This window comes from Paenibacillus sp. FSL R7-0331, from assembly GCF_000758645.1.
Classification (GTDB): Bacteria; Bacillota; Bacilli; order Paenibacillales; family Paenibacillaceae; genus Paenibacillus_AQ; species Paenibacillus_AQ camerounensis.
Genome location: NZ_CP009284.1, coordinates 4161014 through 4178153, shown reverse-complemented (window position 1 = coordinate 4178153; position 17140 = coordinate 4161014). Strand labels below are relative to the sequence as shown.

Annotated in this window: 14 protein-coding genes; all 14 read left to right on the top strand. The window is 51.5% G+C overall.

Annotated features, from left to right (window positions below; all coding sequences use genetic code 11):
• The first annotated feature begins 49 nt into the window (after positions 1-49).
• Positions 50-778 (top strand): UMP kinase, encoded by a 729-nt coding sequence (gene pyrH, locus R70331_RS17695; RefSeq protein ID WP_042177501.1) that lies wholly within the window; start codon positions 50-52, stop codon positions 776-778.
• Entirely contained in the window at positions 778-1332 is a 555-nt protein-coding gene (gene frr, locus R70331_RS17690) for a ribosome recycling factor (RefSeq protein ID WP_042177500.1), read from the top strand. Before pyrH ends, frr begins: the two co-directional genes overlap by 1 nt.
• Before the next feature lie 79 nt (positions 1333-1411).
• The gene (locus R70331_RS17685; RefSeq protein WP_042177499.1) at positions 1412-2185 is read left to right on the top strand and encodes an undecaprenyl pyrophosphate synthase; all 774 of its coding nucleotides are present in this window, start codon (positions 1412-1414) and stop codon (positions 2183-2185) included.
• 21 nt (positions 2186-2206) lie between these two features.
• Entirely contained in the window at positions 2207-3010 is an 804-nt protein-coding gene (locus R70331_RS17680; RefSeq protein WP_042177498.1) for a phosphatidate cytidylyltransferase, read from the top strand.
• 22 nt (positions 3011-3032) lie between these two features.
• Positions 3033-4172 carry a 1-deoxy-D-xylulose-5-phosphate reductoisomerase gene (locus R70331_RS17675; RefSeq protein WP_042177497.1) on the top strand — a complete coding sequence of 380 codons (1140 nt, stop codon included), beginning with the start codon at positions 3033-3035 and terminating at the stop codon, positions 4170-4172.
• 154 nt (positions 4173-4326) lie between these two features.
• Positions 4327-5601: an RIP metalloprotease RseP gene (gene rseP / locus R70331_RS17670; protein ID WP_042177496.1), complete on the top strand. Its 1275-nt coding sequence runs from the start codon at positions 4327-4329 to the stop codon at positions 5599-5601.
• Between the two features lie 82 nt (positions 5602-5683).
• The gene (proS, locus tag R70331_RS17665; RefSeq protein ID WP_042177495.1) at positions 5684-7132 is read left to right on the top strand and encodes a proline--tRNA ligase; all 1449 of its coding nucleotides are present in this window, start codon (positions 5684-5686) and stop codon (positions 7130-7132) included.
• 134 nt (positions 7133-7266) lie between these two features.
• Positions 7267-11598, top strand: coding sequence for a PolC-type DNA polymerase III (locus R70331_RS17660; protein ID WP_042177494.1), 4332 nt, complete (start codon positions 7267-7269; stop codon positions 11596-11598).
• Between the two features lie 244 nt (positions 11599-11842).
• Entirely contained in the window at positions 11843-12310 is a 468-nt protein-coding gene (gene rimP, locus R70331_RS17655) for a ribosome maturation factor RimP (protein ID WP_038593427.1), read from the top strand.
• 26 nt (positions 12311-12336) lie between these two features.
• Positions 12337-13434 (top strand): transcription termination factor NusA, encoded by a 1098-nt coding sequence (nusA, locus tag R70331_RS17650; protein ID WP_042177493.1) that lies wholly within the window; start codon positions 12337-12339, stop codon positions 13432-13434.
• A gap of 31 nt (positions 13435-13465) precedes the next feature.
• Positions 13466-13774 (top strand): RNase P modulator RnpM, encoded by a 309-nt coding sequence (rnpM, locus tag R70331_RS17645; protein ID WP_042177492.1) that lies wholly within the window; start codon positions 13466-13468, stop codon positions 13772-13774.
• On the top strand, positions 13767-14090 hold the full coding sequence (locus R70331_RS31875; RefSeq protein ID WP_036724725.1) for a YlxQ family RNA-binding protein: 324 nt from the start codon (positions 13767-13769) through the stop codon (positions 14088-14090). The genes rnpM and R70331_RS31875 overlap by 8 nt, the downstream gene beginning before the upstream one ends.
• Positions 14083-16755 carry a translation initiation factor IF-2 gene (gene infB, locus R70331_RS17635; protein WP_042177491.1) on the top strand — a complete coding sequence of 891 codons (2673 nt, stop codon included), beginning with the start codon at positions 14083-14085 and terminating at the stop codon, positions 16753-16755. The genes R70331_RS31875 and infB overlap by 8 nt, the downstream gene beginning before the upstream one ends.
• A gap of 17 nt (positions 16756-16772) precedes the next feature.
• Positions 16773-17123 carry a 30S ribosome-binding factor RbfA gene (gene rbfA / locus R70331_RS17630; RefSeq protein ID WP_042177490.1) on the top strand — a complete coding sequence of 117 codons (351 nt, stop codon included), beginning with the start codon at positions 16773-16775 and terminating at the stop codon, positions 17121-17123.
• The last annotated feature ends 17 nt before the right edge of the window (positions 17124-17140 follow it).

The following is a 17140-nucleotide window of genomic DNA, read 5'->3' as shown; positions in this document are numbered from 1 at the left end:
ACACGTACACCTAGTGTTCCGTCTTTTGTAAGAAAGTGAGGGTATACAATTGGGACAGCCGGTATTTAAGAGAGTCGTTCTTAAAGTAAGTGGTGAATCTCTGTCGGGACAAAACGGATATGGTATTGATGCGGAGACAATCAATTCCATTGCCCAGCAGGTTAAGGAAGTGGTTGAGCTTGGCGTTCAAGTAGCCATCGTCTGCGGAGGCGGCAACATCTGGCGCGGAATCGCCGGCAGTGCAAGCGGTATTGACCGTGCAACTGCCGACTATATGGGGATGCTTGCTACTGTTATGAACTCGCTCGCTCTACAGGATGCTTTGGAGCAGATTGATGTTCCTACCCGGGTGCAGACCTCTATTTCCATGCAGCAGATTGCTGAACCGTACATCCGCCGCCGGGCCATCCGCCATCTGGAGAAGGGCCGTGTGGTTATTTTTGCCGCCGGAACAGGAAATCCTTTCTTCTCGACAGATACAACTGCGGCGCTTAGAGCAGCTGAGATTGAAGCAGAAGTGATTTTGATGGCGAAGAACAAGGTGGACGGTGTCTACTCAGCAGATCCGTTCAAAGATCCTACAGCCGAGAAATTTGAACAGCTGACTTATATGGATGTGCTGAACAAAAATCTGGGAGTAATGGATTCCACAGCCTCCTCTCTGTGCATGGATAATAATATACCGCTCATTGTGTTTGCTATTACAGAGCAAGGCAATATCAAACGTGTCGTTCTCGGTGAGAAGATCGGAACGATTGTTAAAGGGAGTGTAGATTAATGCCACAGACGGTTAAGAAAAATGCCGAAGAACGTATGGAAAAAGCGATTGCTTCCCTGAAGCGTGATCTGGCAACCTTGCGTGCAGGTCGTGCATCTACAGCGCTTCTGGATCGGATCCAGGTTGAATATTACGGTGCGCCTACACCGGTTAACCAACTGGCCAATATCAGTACCCCGGATTCCCGTACCCTGCTAATCCAGCCTTGGGACAGATCCTCTGTAGCAGATATTGAACGGGCGATTATGAAATCCGATCTGGGCCTTACACCAGCCAATGACGGTACGATTATCCGCCTCAGCATTCCTGCTCTTACCGAAGAGCGCCGCACCGAGCTGGTGAAATTCACCAAAAAGTTCGGTGAGGAAGCAAAGGTTGCTATCCGCAACATCCGCCGCGATGCCAATGATGACATCAAGAAGATGGAGAAAAACGGCATTTCGGAAGATGAGTCACGCGGGCATCAGGAAGATATTCAAAAATCAACGGATAAGTTCATAGCTGAAGTTGATAAGGTGCTCTTGTCCAAAGAAAAAGAGATTATGGAAGTATAATGATAATCAAGAGACCTCAAAGCCCCTCCGCATATGGTGGGGTTTGTCTCTTTCTGATAAGAGCTTGGAGGAAACGGAAATGATCAAACGGATTCAAGCATGGCTTAGCCGTAACGACAGGCAGGAAGAACAGCCCGCTGAGATCTCACCGGACAATATTCCCCGGCATATAGCGATTATTATGGACGGGAACGGACGCTGGGCAAAACGGCGCGGCCTTCCTCGCATTGTCGGTCATCAAAACGGGATGAAGGCTGTAAAACGTGCTACCATCGCAGCTAATGATCTGGGAGTAGAGTTCCTGACGATGTATGCTTTTTCAACAGAGAACTGGAAGCGGCCCAAGGATGAGGTTGATTTCCTGATGAAGCTGCCTGTAGAATTCCTTGCCCTTGAACTGGATGAGCTGATCGAAAAAAATGTGCAGGTACGTGTTATGGGCGACAGTGAAGCGCTGCCTTCCCATACCCGCAAAGCAATGGAAGAAGCCGTTGAGCGGACCCGGCACAATAACGGACTTGTTTTGAATTTCGCGCTGAATTACGGCGGACGCAAAGAGCTTGAAGACTGTATGCGTGAGCTTGGTAATGATATCAAGGCCGGCCGGCTAACACCGGAGGACATTACCTCAGAGCTGATTGACAGCAGACTGCTGTCCGGCGGCTTGCCTGATCCGGATCTGCTGATCCGTACAAGCGGAGAGATGCGGCTGAGCAATTTCATGCTGTGGCAGGTTGCCTACAGTGAGTTTTGGTTTACTGATGCCTACTGGCCTGAGTTTGACAAGAAGCACTTGACGCAGGCTGTGGCAGAATATCAGCGCCGTACACGCCGTTATGGCGGATTGAAGTAGCCTGATGGGAGATGAGAACCTTTGAAGCAACGACTCATTACCGGAATTGTGGCCGGGGCGCTGTTTTTGGGCCTTTGTGCAATTGGAGGCTGGTCCTATCACCTCTTGCTGACCGCCATGGCGCTTGTCGGGTTATATGAATTTGTCAAAATGACAGGGCTCACTCCGTTTAGCGGCACTGCCCTGCTTGGTTATGCTTCGATTGTCGGCTTCATGATCCCCTGGGAGTTGCTGGATGTCCCTGCCTGGCTGTCATGGGAACAGGGAGTATGGCTATTATTGCTAGTTCTTCTGCTTGTAACGGTATTTAGTAAAAATAAACTCGATATTAAGCTCATTGCACTGTTGTTTACCGGAATTGTATACATAGGAACGGGTTTTTCCTATATGGGTACCGCCCGCGCTGCAGGCGACGGCCACGGGCTGTTCTGGACACTGATGCTGCTGTGCTGCATCTGGGGCAGTGATGCCGGTGCTTACTTTGTAGGCAGAAGCTTCGGGAAAAACAAGCTGTGGCCGGCTATAAGCCCCAATAAAACGGTCGAGGGCGCGCTCGGCGGTGTAGCAATTTCTGTGATCATTTCTGTTCTGTTTGCTTTATTCGCTCCTGATCTGCTGACTATTGGACGGGCACTGCTGATCGGCTTGTCTGCTGCTGTTTTAGGCCAGCTTGGTGATCTGGTGCAGTCTGCCTATAAACGGGTGTACGGTATTAAGGATTCAGGCTCGCTGCTGCCTGGTCATGGTGGTATTCTTGACCGCTGCGACAGCTGGATTATCGTATTTCCTTTCGTACATATCGTAATGCTGATGCCTTACTATTAAACGACAGGGAGAAGATATAACTGTGAAAAAAATAAGTATACTCGGCTCCACCGGTTCAATCGGCACCCAGACTCTGGATGTGGTTGCCATGCATCCAGAGCAGTTTACAGTGGAGGGGTTAGCCGCAGGAAGCAACACGGATCTGCTGCTTGAGCAGGTCCGCCGCTTTAACCCGCGCCGTGTATCGGTCTCAACAAAGCAGCATGCAGATCAACTACGGTCCAGCCTGCCGTCCGGTGTAGAGCTTTACTACGGCAATGAGGGTCTGGTGGAGATAGCAGCCGGAGGAGATGCCCAGACGGTTGTAACAGCGCTGGTGGGCAGCATCGGCCTTGAGTCTACGCTTGCTGCAATAGAAGCCGGCCGCCATATCGGGCTGGCCAACAAAGAAACGCTCGTCACTGCAGGCCATCTGGTAACAGAGCTTGCCGGCCGTAAGGGAGTGAAGCTCCTTCCGGTTGACAGCGAGCATTCCGCTATCTTCCAATGCCTGAACGGTGAGAACCGTGCAGATATTGCCTCTATAACAGTGACAGCATCCGGCGGCTCATTCCGGGATTACACTCGTGACCAGCTGGTAAATGTTACTGTTGAAGATGCACTGCGCCACCCGAATTGGACCATGGGAGCCAAAATTACTATTGACTCGGCTACGATGGTTAACAAGGGACTGGAGGTCATTGAGGCGCATTGGCTGTTCAATCTTCCATACGAAAAAATTAATGTATTGCTGCATCCGGAGAGCATTATTCATTCTTATGTGGAATTTTGCGACAGCAGCATCATTGCCCAGCTCGGCAGCCCGGACATGCGTGTTCCGATTCAATACGCCCTGACTTATCCGGACCGCTGGCCTTCACCGGCAGCCCGGCTGTCGCTGGCTGAGACAGGCCGCCTGACCTTCCGTGAAATGGACTTTGTGCGGTATCCGCTGCTTAAGCTGGCGATAGAGTGCGGCAAAGCCGGCGGGACGGCAAGCACCGCATATAACGCGGCGAATGAGGTTGCGGTTGCGCGCTTCCTGAACCGTGAAATTTCGTTTTTGCACATTGAAGAGATCGTGGATAAGGTGCTGCAGCAGCATCAAAATGTTAACAGTCCTGATCTGCAGCAGATTAAGCATTGTGATACAGTAACCCGGGAAATTGCCGCTAAGCTCTAAGCGCTGATCAGGCGGAAGGCTTAAGCGGGGCGGTGGATTTACGTTGCCCTGTAAAAATAGGCGGAGACAGTTGATTCTCTTGTGCCGAACCTTGGAATAATGATAAATTAAGAGGACATACTTCGGTCTTACACCTAAAGGGGGAATGTTACGGATGGAAATGGTAAGGGTCGTGTTTTTAACGGTGCTTATGTTTTTTGTTCTGGTGACTGTCCATGAATGGGGACATTATTACTTTGCCAGACGCGCCGGTATACTTGTACGTGAATTTGCTATCGGTTTCGGCCCGAAACTGTTTTCTTATAGACGCGGTGAAACCCAGTTCACGCTCCGTCTGCTGCCGTTCGGCGGTTATGCACGGATGGCCGGGGAGGATCCCGAAATTGTTGAGATCGGCCAGGGGCAGACGATTGCTGTCAGGCTCGGTCAGGACAACAAGGTTAAGAATATTTATCTCGACTCGCTGGACACCCGCAGAAATGTAATCCGCGGTGAAGCGCAGTTTACCGATCTTGAGGATGAACTGAAAATCCGTCTTGACGTAGACGGTGAGGTCACAACCTACGATGTGCATCCGCAGGCGATGATGATTAAGGGTGGACAGCAGACCCAGATCGCGCCTAAGGACCGTCAATTCGGCAGTAAAACTGTCGGACAGCGTGCGCTCGCAATTGTAGCGGGACCGGTAATGAACTTCATTCTTGCTTTCGTGCTGTTTGCGCTGCATCTGCAGCTTGCCGGCATTCCTATCGAGAATCCAACCGTGGTCAGAATCGGTGAAATTTCTGCTGGCATGCCTGCAGAAGAGGCCGGATTGCAGGTGGGGGATATCGTAGTCTCTGTTAACGGTGAACAAATCGGCGGAGATTATATGAAAATGATCAACCTGACCTCTGCTTCCAAAGGTGAAGAAATGAACTGGGTGCTGAAGCGCGGGAATGAAACGTATGAAGTGACGATGATTCCCCGGACGATGGAGGGGCAGGAAGGCGGTAAAGTTGGGGTCACGCGGGATGTAGAGACACGAAAAGCCGGCTTTGGCGAGACGATTACCAAATCAGGCACAGCCATGGTTACTACAACCGAGCTCATCTTTACAGGATTCAAGCAGCTGATCAACAACTTTAACCTGGATGATGTTTCCGGTCCTGTAGGGACAGCGCAGATGACAGGGAGAATTGCCCAGCAGGGTATTGAATATCTCACTTACTGGGCTGCCATTCTCAGTCTGTACTTAGGGATCTTTAATCTGCTGCCGGTTCCGGCGCTGGACGGAAGCCGTCTGGTCTTCCTGGGTGTCGAAGCGCTGCGCGGGAAGCCGGTTGATCCGAACCGTGAGGGGATGGTCCATTTTGTCGGCTTTGCCCTGCTGTTCCTGGTTGTAATCGTTGTAACCTATAATGATATATTGCGCCTGATTACAGGCTGATTTATGGCGGAACCGCAAATGAAGGCCGGACGGCTAAGGAGCCGGCTGTAATTTGCCTGACAATTTAGGAGGATTTCATGACATGGCTAAAGATAAGCAGTTCGTTACGGAAATAACGCCGCAAAGCGAGGATTTCTCGCGCTGGTATATTGATGTAATCAAAAAAGCAGATCTGATGGATTATTCGCCGGTCCGCGGCTGTATCGTATTCAAACCGGAGGGCTACGAAATCTGGGAGCACATTCAGGAGGAAATGAACCGCCGCCTGAAGGCTACCGGTCACCGCAACGCCTATTTCCCGGTGTTTATTCCGGAGAGCTTTTTCCAGAAGGAAAAGGATCACATCGAAGGCTTCAATCCGGAGCTTCCTTGGGTAACAGAGGCCGGCGGAGATGTGCTTGAGGAGCGTCTGGCTGTCCGTCCGACCTCGGAAACCATGTTCGGGCACATGTATTCCAAATGGATTCAGTCCTACCGCGACCTGCCGGTGCTGATCAACCAGTGGGCGAATGTGGTACGCTGGGAAAAACGCACCCTGCCTTTTATCCGGACTACAGAGTTCCTGTGGCAGGAAGGCCATACAGCGCATGAGAATGAAACCGAGGCACGGGAAGAAACCATGCGGATGCTGGAGAACTACCGTGATTTCGTCGAGACCTTCCTGGCAATTCCGGTTGTTACCGGCCAGAAGACGCCTTCAGAGCGTTTTGCCGGTGCAGTGGACACTTACTCGATTGAAGCGATGATGAAGGATGGACGGGCTGTTCAGGCCGCTACTTCCCATTATCTTGGAACCAAATTTGCTGAAGCATTTGAAATTCAGTATCTGAGCCGCGAAAATGTACTGGAGCACGTGCATACTACTTCGTGGGGATCTACAACCCGCCTGATCGGATCGCTGATTATGGTTCACGGGGATGACCGCGGACTTGCGCTTCCGCCGAAGGTTGCTCCGACTCAGGTTATCATGATTCCCATCGGACCGCCTAAGACCCGCGAAGCGGTAATCGGCCGGACGGACGAGCTGTTCAAGCAGCTGAAGGATGCCGGAGTACGTGTGCGTGTAGATGACCGGGCCGATCTGACTCCTGGCTGGAAGTTCAATGAATATGAAATGCGCGGTGTGCCTGTCCGTCTGGAACTGGGTCCGCGTGATATGGAGAACGGCGTTTGTGTGCTCGTGTCCCGTATAACCGGTGAAAAGAAAGTTGTCCAGCAGGACAACCTGGTGGAAGAAGTGCAGGCCATGCTCGAGCAGGTGCATAATGAAATGTTCGAGCGTGCACTGAAGTTCCGCGAGGATCACTTCTATTCTTCGGACACACTTGAAGAGATGAAGGCCTCGATGGAGGAGAAGCGCGGCTTTGCTCTTGCAGGCTGGTGCGGAACCGAGGAGTGCGAGGATAAGGTAAAAGAAGTAACGGGTGCAGGCAGCCGCAATATTCCGTTTAATCCGGCAGAGCAGAAGACCACCTGTATCTGCTGCGGTAAGCCAGCTAAGCATACGGTTGTTTTTGCCAAAGCCTATTAAGCAAGAAATAAGTATAATAGACAGTATCTGAATGCAGCTTCTGGCGAGAGGAGTCGGCGGTCCGAAAGAACCCAACACTTTGTCGACCCGGAAGCTTTTTATAATTTATTATTGCGTAAGCGGGTGGGGGAAGCATGGAACAGAACGCGGAGAGAAGAAGAAGGTTCGAGCTCCTGATGAAGCAGGGCGAAATTCCGCCTGCACTGATTGATCCCTATTTTTTGGACGGACAGATTGAGCGGGTAGAGATCAGCCGGGGCAATAAGGACTGGCATATTGTCATCACCAAGAGCAGTCTTGTTCCGGCGCAGATGTACCGGACATTTTGTTTGAGAATGCGTGAGAAGCTGCAGCATATCGCCAAAGTCAGCTTCCTGTTTTTATATGATGTAGAGAAGGTTGGCAGGCAAGAGGTTGTACAGGAGTATTGGGGACTGTTCCTGGAATGGGCACAGCGGGAAATTCCTTCGGTTAACGGCTGGCTGACCCGGTCTGCACAGGAGCTTCAGGACAGTACGCTTGTGCTTAGCCTGAACGATAAGATGTCACTGGAGCTGGCCCGCAAAAAGGGAATCGAAGCCGCCATTATTAAATTTTATAATAAATATTTCGGAATGGAACTGAAGGTCAAGCTGCAGATTGCCGAGAATGAGACCAGCAAAGCGGATGCCTATGAGGAATTCCAGCAGAAGCTACAGCAGGAGCAGCGTGAAATCGTTGAATTAATGATGATGAATAGTGAACCGGAGGAGCCTGAGGACGAAACCGATCCAAATGAAGTGATCAAGCTCCAGGTTGGCTATGAAATCAAGGAGCAGGCTACGCCAATTCTGCAGATTCAGGATGAGGAGAAGAAAATTACGATTCAGGGTACGATTTTTGGCCTGGAGAGCAAAGAGCTGCGCAACGGCAATACGCTGTTCACCTACTTTATAACGGATTTTACGGATTCCCTGCAGATAAAAATGTTCGCCAAAACCAAGGAAGACCTGAAAATTATGAGCCAGCTGGCTAACGGCAAGTGGGTTAGAGCACGCGGCAAGGTTGAATACGACCGGTTCATGCAGATTCCTGAGCTGGTAATGATTCCATCGGATCTGTCCGAGGTAAACGCACCGCCGGCCCGCAAGGATAATGCCAAGCAAAAACGGGTCGAATTCCACCTGCACACGACGATGAGCACAATGGATGCCGTTACTCCGATCGGTGAGTACATTAAAACTGCCGCCAAATGGGGCCATCCGGCCATTGCTGTTACCGATCACGGGAACGTGCAGAGTTTTCCGGAAGCCAACCATGCTGTCCATAAGCATAAAATCAAAATGCTCTACGGCGTGGAGGCCAATGTTGTCAACGATGCCGTTAATATTGTGGAAAATGCACAGCCGATGGATCTCAAGACAGCAACCTATGTCGTGTTCGATATCGAGACCACCGGTTTGTCCATCACACGTAATAATATTACCGAGCTTGCTGCTATCAAAATGTGCGAAGGCAAGGAGATCGGCCGGTATACAACTTTCGTTAATCCGCATGAAAAAATTCCGTACCATATCCAGCAGCTGACCAACATTACCGACGAAATGGTCAAGGATGCTCCAGACCTTGCACCCGTGCTGACGGACTTTGTGGAATTTGTTGGCGATGCAATCTTGGTTGCGCACAATGCGCGGTTTGATATGGGCTTTATTCAGGCTTCCCTGCTGAAGCTGGGCCGGCCTGAGCTGACGAATCCTTCTCTGGATACGCTGGAGCTGGCGCGGCTGCTGTATCCCAGCATGAAGAACCACCGGCTGAACACTCTGGCGGATAAATATAAAGTACTGCTGGAAAGCCATCACCGGGCGGTCGATGATACCATCGCGCTTGGCGGGATCCTGACAGGCCTCTTGAACGATGCCGAGAAGCTGAAGAATCTGACCCGGCTGGAGCGGCTGAATGACTATGTCGGTAATGATCTGTCCAATGTCCGGCCGTTCCACTGCGGAATCTATGCTCTTAATCCGGCCGGTAAAAAGAATCTGTATAAGCTAATTTCGATGAGCCATACAGAGCACTTCAAGCGCGTTCCGTGTATCCCGAAATCGAAGCTTGAGCAGTACCGCGACGGGCTGATCGTTATTTCCGGCTGTGAGCGCGGGGAATTCTTTGAGACGGTGCTCAACAAGACGGTGGAGGAAGCGATGGAGGTTGCCCAGTTCTATGATGTTCTGGAGATCCAGCCGCTGACGATGTATATGCATCTTGTTGATAAGGGCTTTGTGGCAACGGCTGAAGATTTAAGGGATGTGGTGCGCAAAATCTGCGAAATAGGCGAACAGATGAACAAACCGGTCATTGCGACTGGAAACGTTCATTATCTGGAGCCGCGCCAAAAGCTGTTCCGTGACATCACCATTCACGGGATTACCGGATTCAGTCCACTGAAGGATCAGGTTAAGCCGGACGCTCATTTCCGGACAACGGATGAAATGCTGACGGAATTCGAATTCCTGGGCGCGGAAAAAGCGATGGAGGTAGTTGTTACTAACACTGTAGCACTCGCTGAACGGTTTGAGGAATATGATCTGTTCCCCAGCGAGCTGTTTACGCCGAATATTGAAGGGGCAGACGACGAAATCCGCAGCACCTGCTATAACACGGCCAAGTCCATTTACGGTGAGGATCTTCCTGAGGTCGTAGTGGCCCGCCTGGAAAAAGAGCTTGCGCCGATTATCAAATTCGGTTTCTCTGCCAACTACCTGATCTCGGAGCGGCTTGTTAAAAAGTCTAACCAGGACGGATATCTTGTAGGCTCCCGCGGCTCGGTCGGTTCATCAGTCGTTGCGACCTTCCTCGGCATCTCCGAGGTTAATCCGCTGCCGGCCCATTATATTTGCCTGAATCCGGAATGCAAGCACAATGAATGGTTTCTGGACGGCAGTATACCGAGCGGCTTTGACCTGCCGGACAAGACCTGCCCTGATTGCGGTGGCCGGCTGAAGGGCGAAGGGCAGGATATACCGTTTGAGACTTTCCTGGGCTTCAAAGGGGATAAGGTTCCCGATATCGACCTTAACTTCTCCGGGGAGTATCAGCCTAATGCCCATAACTTCACCAAAACAATGTTCGGGCCGGATAACGTCTTCCGTGCAGGAACGATTGGTACAGTAGCGGAGAAGACCGCCTTCGGGTTCACCAAGAAATATGAGGAGCACCACCAGAAGCGCTGGCGGGGTGCCGAGGTTAACCGTCTGGCCGCCGGCTGTACTGGCGTTAAGCGCAGCACCGGACAGCATCCCGGCGGGATCGTGGTTCTGCCGGACTATATGGAGATCGAAGATATTACACCCGTCCAGTTCCCTGCGGATGATGTTACGGCAGAGTGGAAAACAACACACTTTGACTATCACGCCTTCGATGCCAATCTGCTGAAGCTTGATATTCTGGGCCATGATGATCCGACCATGATGCGTATGCTGCAGGATCTGACCGGGGTTGACCCGACCACCATACCGATGAATGACCCGAAGGTTATGAGCATGTTCAACTCGACTGAGGCGCTTGGCGTTCGGCCGGAACAGATCCGGACGCCTGTGGCTACCTATGGGGTACCGGAAATGGGGACCAAATTCGTCCGCCAGATGCTGATTGAGTCGAAGCCGTCCAGCTTCGCTGACTTGCTGCAGATTTCTGGACTTTCTCACGGTACGGGGGTATGGCTGGGTAATGCGCAGGAGCTCATCAAGAACAACACCTGTAACATTAAGACCGTAATCGGCTGCCGTGACGACATCATGCTGTATCTGATCTATAAGGCGGGTATGGATGCCAGTCTGGCCTTTAAAATTACGGAAAGCGTGCGTAAAGGGAAAGGGCTGCCTCCCGAATGGATTGAAGAGATGAAGAAGTGCAAGGTGCCGCAATGGTACATTGACTCCTGCCTGAAGATCCAGTACATGTTCCCGAAGGCGCATGCCGCCGCTTATGTAATCTCTGCAGTACGGACCGCCTACTTCAAGCTTTATCATCCGATTGAATATTATGCAACATACTTCTCGGTACGTGCGGCTGATTTTGACATCGAGCTCTGCTGCCAGGGCTATGAAGCGATTAACCGCCAGATCGGCGAGATTGAAGGCAAGGGCTTCCAGGCGCTGCCAAAAGAAAAAGCAATGCTGCCGGTGCTCGAGATGGCACTGGAAATGACGGCCCGCGGCTTCAGCTTTAAGAATATCGATCTGTACCATTCCGATGCCAACCGCTTTACCGTTGACGGCAAAAGCCTGATTCCTCCGTTCTCTGCGCTTGCCGGAATCGGTGAGAATGCGGCAATTAATATTGCTGCCGCCAAGGACGCCGGCGAGTTCCTGTCGATTGAGGATTTCCAGCAGAAATCCAAAGCAAGTAAGACCGTAATAGAGCTGCTGACCGGTATGGGCTGCTTCCGCGGATTGCCGGAGAGCAACCAGCTGTCGTTATTCTAAGACCCTAACAAAGTGAAGGGATGGCTCTGGAGAATCACCGGATGATCTTCGGAGACCGCCTCAATATGGACCGCGCAAAGCTGCGCCGGACAGGCAGTCAAGGGCTGGTACTTGTCAGTGCAGATGCACTATGGTATAATTTTTCTTGGTAATAATGAGATAAGTCCGTTGTGTAAAGAGTGGGGAAACCCACTCTTTATCTTTGGTATATAGCAAAAGACAAGTTCGTGGAGGTAATTTTCTTTTGAGCACACCGAAATCCAAAATCAAACAAACGGTAGAGCAGATGCTCGGGTCCTATCTTGAGGACAATGGTTTCGAACTGGTGGACGTTGAGTACGTTAAGGAAGGTTCAAACTGGTTTTTGCGCATATTCGTAGATAAAGAAGGCGGCATTGATATTGATGACTGCGGTGCCATCAGCGAATATTTCAGCTCAAAGCTGGATGAGAACGATCCGATTCCCGAGGCTTATTTCCTGGAGGTTTCCTCACCTGGAGCTGAACGCCCGCTCAAAAAAGCGGCGGATGTAGCCAAAGCTGTGGGTAAAGACGTATATGTAACGGTTTATGAGCCGATTCAGGGTCTTAAGGAATTTGAGGGCCGTTTGCTCTCGTTCGAGAATGAGGAACTGCTCATCTCCGCGGGAAAAAAAGAACATGTTGTGCCGTATGCCAAAGTCGCCAGCGCGAGATTGGCCATTATTTTTTAATGTTTTGAAAGGGGGACCGGAATTTCATGAGTATGGATTTTATTGAAGCTATGAATGAACTGGAAAGGGAGAAAGGCATCAGCAAGGATGTGCTGTTTGAAGCCATCGAAGCTGCGCTGATCTCCAGCTATAAACGCAATTTCAATGCGGCGCAGAACGTGCGTGTGGATATGAACCGCAACACAGGCGTGATTAAGGTATTTGCCCGCAAGCTGGTTGTCGAGGAGGTTCTCGACGCCAGAACTGAAATTTCCTTGCCTGCCGCAAGAGAAATCAACCCGCATTTCCAGCTGGAAGATGTTGCCGAGCTGGAAGTAACACCGCGCGATTTCGGACGTATTGCCGCACAAACCGCCAAGCAGGTCGTAACCCAGCGCATCCGTGAAGCGGAGCGCGGACTTATCTATAACGCTTTTATTGATAAGGAAGACGATATTGTGACCGGTCTGGTGCAGCGCCAGGATATGCGCAATATTTACGTCGACCTTGGCAAAATCGAAGCTGTGCTTCCGCTCAGCGAGCTCATGCCTGGAGAGAAGTTCAAGCAGAGCGAGCGGATCAAGGCTTATATTACCAAGGTGGAAAATACAACTAAAGGACCGCAGATTATGCTGTCCCGCAGCCATCCGGGCCTTTTGAAGCGTCTGTTCGAGCTTGAGGTTCCTGAAATCTTTGACGGGGTCGTTGAGATTCGTTCCGTGGCCCGTGAAGCGGGCTTCCGTTCAAAGATTGCCGTGTTCTCCCGCAATGAGGAGGTTGATCCGGTCGGCTCATGCGTAGGCCCTAGAGGTACACGCGTGCAGACTATCGTAACCGAGCTGCGCGGCGAGAAGATCGACATCGTGCGTTATTCCGAAGCGGTGCAGGAATATGTAGCCAATGCACTCAGCCCGTCCAAGGTACTTGAGGTTCAGGTCTTTGAAGCTGAGAAAATGGCCCGTGTCATCGTGCCTGACTACCAGCTGTCGCTGGCAATTGGTATCAAGGGGCAGAACGCCCGTCTTGCCGCTAAGCTGACCGGCTGGAAAATTGATATCAAGAGCGAGACGCAGGCGGAGCAGGAGTACGGCAGACCGAAAACGTTTAGCGATGAAATGCATCAGGATTCCGTCTCCATCGATTAATTTGGCTGTTGACTGACGGGAGGCGATTAAAATGAAGCAAAAGAAGGTTCCGCTGCGCAAATGCGTTGCCAGCCAGGAGATGATGCCGAAGAAAGAGCTGATCCGTGTGGTCCGTACGCCGGACGGCGAAGTGATGATCGATCTGACGGGCAAAAAGTCAGGCCGGGGCGCTTACATCTGCGGCAAACTGGAATGCTTTAAACTGGCACAAAAGAACAAAGCGCTTGACCGTGCATTAAAATGTCAGGTGAGTCCTGAAATCTATGCCCAGCTGGCAAGGGATTTTGCATCCGTCGAGGAAGAATTTCTAGCAGCAAAGGACAGTGAGGACAATGAGTAAAACCCTTTCTTATTTAGGGCTTGCGATGAGAGCAGGCAAGATTGTCACCGGAGATGAGGCTGTGCTCAAAGCAGTGCGGTCTTCAGAGGCGAAGCTGGTCGTCCTGGCAGGTGACGCTTCAGATAATACCCAAAAAAAGTTCCGTGATAAGTGCGGAACCTACGATATTCCACTAGTAATCGCATTTCACCGGGATGAACTCGGTGCAAGTATTGGTAAGGACCAGCGCGTTGTGCTGGCCGTTACGGATAAAGGATTCGCGGAAATGATCTCCAGAACGCTTGGAGATACTGTCGGAGGTGGAGTTATTGACTAAAGAAGATAATAAGGATAAACTGCGCGTGTATGAATACGCGAAATCTCTGAATATGAGCAGTAAAGAAATTATTACAATTCTGAAGCGTTTGAATGTTCCTGTGAATAATCATATGAGTGTGATGGAGGACGGCTCCGTAAACAAAGTGGAGCAGTTCTTTAAGGACATCAAATCAAACGCTGCAGCCAAACGGGACACCGGCACCAGCAGCCGTCCGGCAGGAGCCGGTACGGTAACCGCCGAACCCCATAGTGCTCAGAATGCCAACAAAAATCAACCGGAAAAGCAGGTAGGTATGAACAGTAACCAAAACAACAACCAATCGACAACGTCGTCCAGGCCCCAAAGCGGACAAGATTCCCGCAGAACGAACTCAGGCTCCACCCAGAATTCCCGCCCGCAGGGCAGCTCTACCGGCGGCAACCGCCCGCAGGGCAGTTCCACTGGCGGTAGCCGTCCTCAAGGCAGCTCTACCGGCGGCAACCGTCCGCAGGGAAGCTCCACTGGCGGCAACCGTCCGCAGGGCAGTTCCACCGGCGGCAACCGTCCGCAGGGCGGCTCCACCGGCGGCAACCGTCCGCAAGGCGGCTCTACCGGAGGTAACCGTCCACAAGGAGGCAGTACAGGCAGCCGTCCGCAAGGACAAGGCGGCGGTGCTCCGCGTACCGGAGACCGTCCGCAGAGCAGCGCTCCGCGCACAGACAGCCGTCCGCAAGGACAAGGCGGCGGAGATTTCTCCCGCGGCGGCGACAGAGGACCGAAGAAGAACACTACGGGTAACAGACCGAACAATAACAGCGGTCAAAAACGGTTCGAAGACGGCAGAGGCGGCAATTATCGCGGCCGCGGCAACGGCAAGAACGGCCGTGGCGGACGGAACCAGCCAATGGTACAGCGTGAGAAGATTGACAACACCCCTAAGAAGATTATTGTCCGCGGCAGCATGACCGTCGGCGAAACTGCCAAACTGCTGCATAAGGATGCTTCAGAAGTTATTAAGAAGCTGATCCTGATGGGTGTAATGGCAACTATCAACCAGGAGCTTGATATCGACACCATTCTGCTCTTGTCCGGTGAATTCGGCGTAGAAGTAGAAGTGAAGATCCCTGTTGATGAAGATAGCTTCGAAACGGTGGAAGAGAACGATTCCGATGAGGAATTGATGACACGTCCGCCTGTTGTTACGATCATGGGTCACGTTGACCATGGTAAAACAACATTGCTGGATGCTATCCGTTCAACGAACGTAACCGGCGGCGAAGCCGGCGGGATTACACAGCACATCGGCGCGTACCAGGCTGAAATCAATCACAAGAAAATTACGTTCCTGGATACTCCGGGTCACGAAGCGTTTACCGCCATGCGTGCCCGCGGTGCTCAAGTAACGGATATGACTATTATCGTCGTAGCTGCTGATGACGGTGTTATGCCGCAGACGGTAGAAGCGATCAACCATGCGAAGGCTGCCGGACTTCCGATTATTGTCGCAGTTAACAAGATCGACAAGCCGGGCGCAGATCCTGACCGTGTTAAGCAGGAGCTTACTAACTATGAGCTGGTGCCTGAAGAGTGGGGCGGAGACACTATCTTCGTTAACCTGTCAGCCAAGCAGCGCATTAACCTGGAAGAGCTGCTGGAAATGATTCTGCTCGTGGCTGAAGTTAACGAGTATAAAGCGAACCCTGACAAACGGGCACGCGGTACAGTAATAGAAGCGGAGCTTGACAAAAACCGCGGACCGGTTGCACGTATTCTTGTACAGAACGGTACGCTGAAGGTCGGAGACGCATTTGTAGCAGGTAACTGCTTCGGACGTGTCCGTGCCATGGTAAATGACAAGGGACGCAAAATCAAGGAAGCGGGACCTTCCACTCCGGTGGAAATTACCGGTCTGACTGAAGTGCCGCAGGCGGGCGATCCGTTCATGGCCTTCGAAGACGAGCGTAAAGCACGTGCGATTGCCGACAGACGTTCCATCACCCAGCGCCAATCTGAGCTGAACACGAACACCCGTGTAACACTGGACGATCTGTTCAAGCATATCAAGGACGGCGAGATCAAAGACCTGAACGTTATCATCAAGGCAGACGTACAGGGTTCGGTAGAGGCGCTTAAGGGCTCTCTGGCGAAGATCGAGGTAGAAGGCGTACGCGTGAAAATTATTCACAGCGGTGCCGGCGCAATCACGGAATCCGATATTACACTGGCTGCAGCATCCAATGCCATCGTAATCGGCTTCAACGTTCGTCCGGATACCCAGACCAAAGCTGCTGCTGAGCAGGAGAAGGTTGATGTGCGCCTGCACAACATCATCTATAACGTAATTGAAGAGATCGAAAGTGCCATGAAGGGTATGCTTGATCCGATCTTCAAAGAAAATATTATCGGCCACGCTGAAGTGCGCAACGTCTTCAAAATCAGCAAAGTGGGCAGTGTTGCAGGCTGTATGGTTACAGACGGCAAAATCACCCGCAATGCCGAAATGCGTCTGGTCCGCGGCGGTATTGTAGTCTTCGAAGGCAAGGTCGATACCTTGAAGCGCTTCAAGGATGATGCAAAAGAAGTGGCGCAGGGTTATGAATGCGGCATAACTTTGGAACGCTATAATGACCTCCAAGAGGGGGACGTTATCGAAGCGTTCATCATGGAAAAGGTAGAGCGCTAAGCGAAGAGGTGATATAGATGTCTAAAATCAGAGCAGGACGGGTTGGCGAACAGATCAAAAAAGAGCTGAGCCAGCTTATCCAGGGCGGACTGAAAGACCCGCGTGTAGGGTTTGTTACCGTAACCGGCGTAGACGTGACGAACGATCTGTCGCAGGCCAAAGTGTATCTGAGCGTGTTCGGTGATGCGGAGCAGCAGAATGCTTCGCTCAAAGCGATTGAGAAAGCTAACGGCTTTCTCCGCTCTGAGCTTGGTAAGGCTATCCGCCTGCGCCATACGCCGGAGCTGATCTTCAAGTTCGACGAATCTGTAGCTTACGGAAGTCATATTGAGAAGCTGCTGGGCGAAATTAAGCATGAAGAAAGCTAGGAAGCATAAAGGAGACG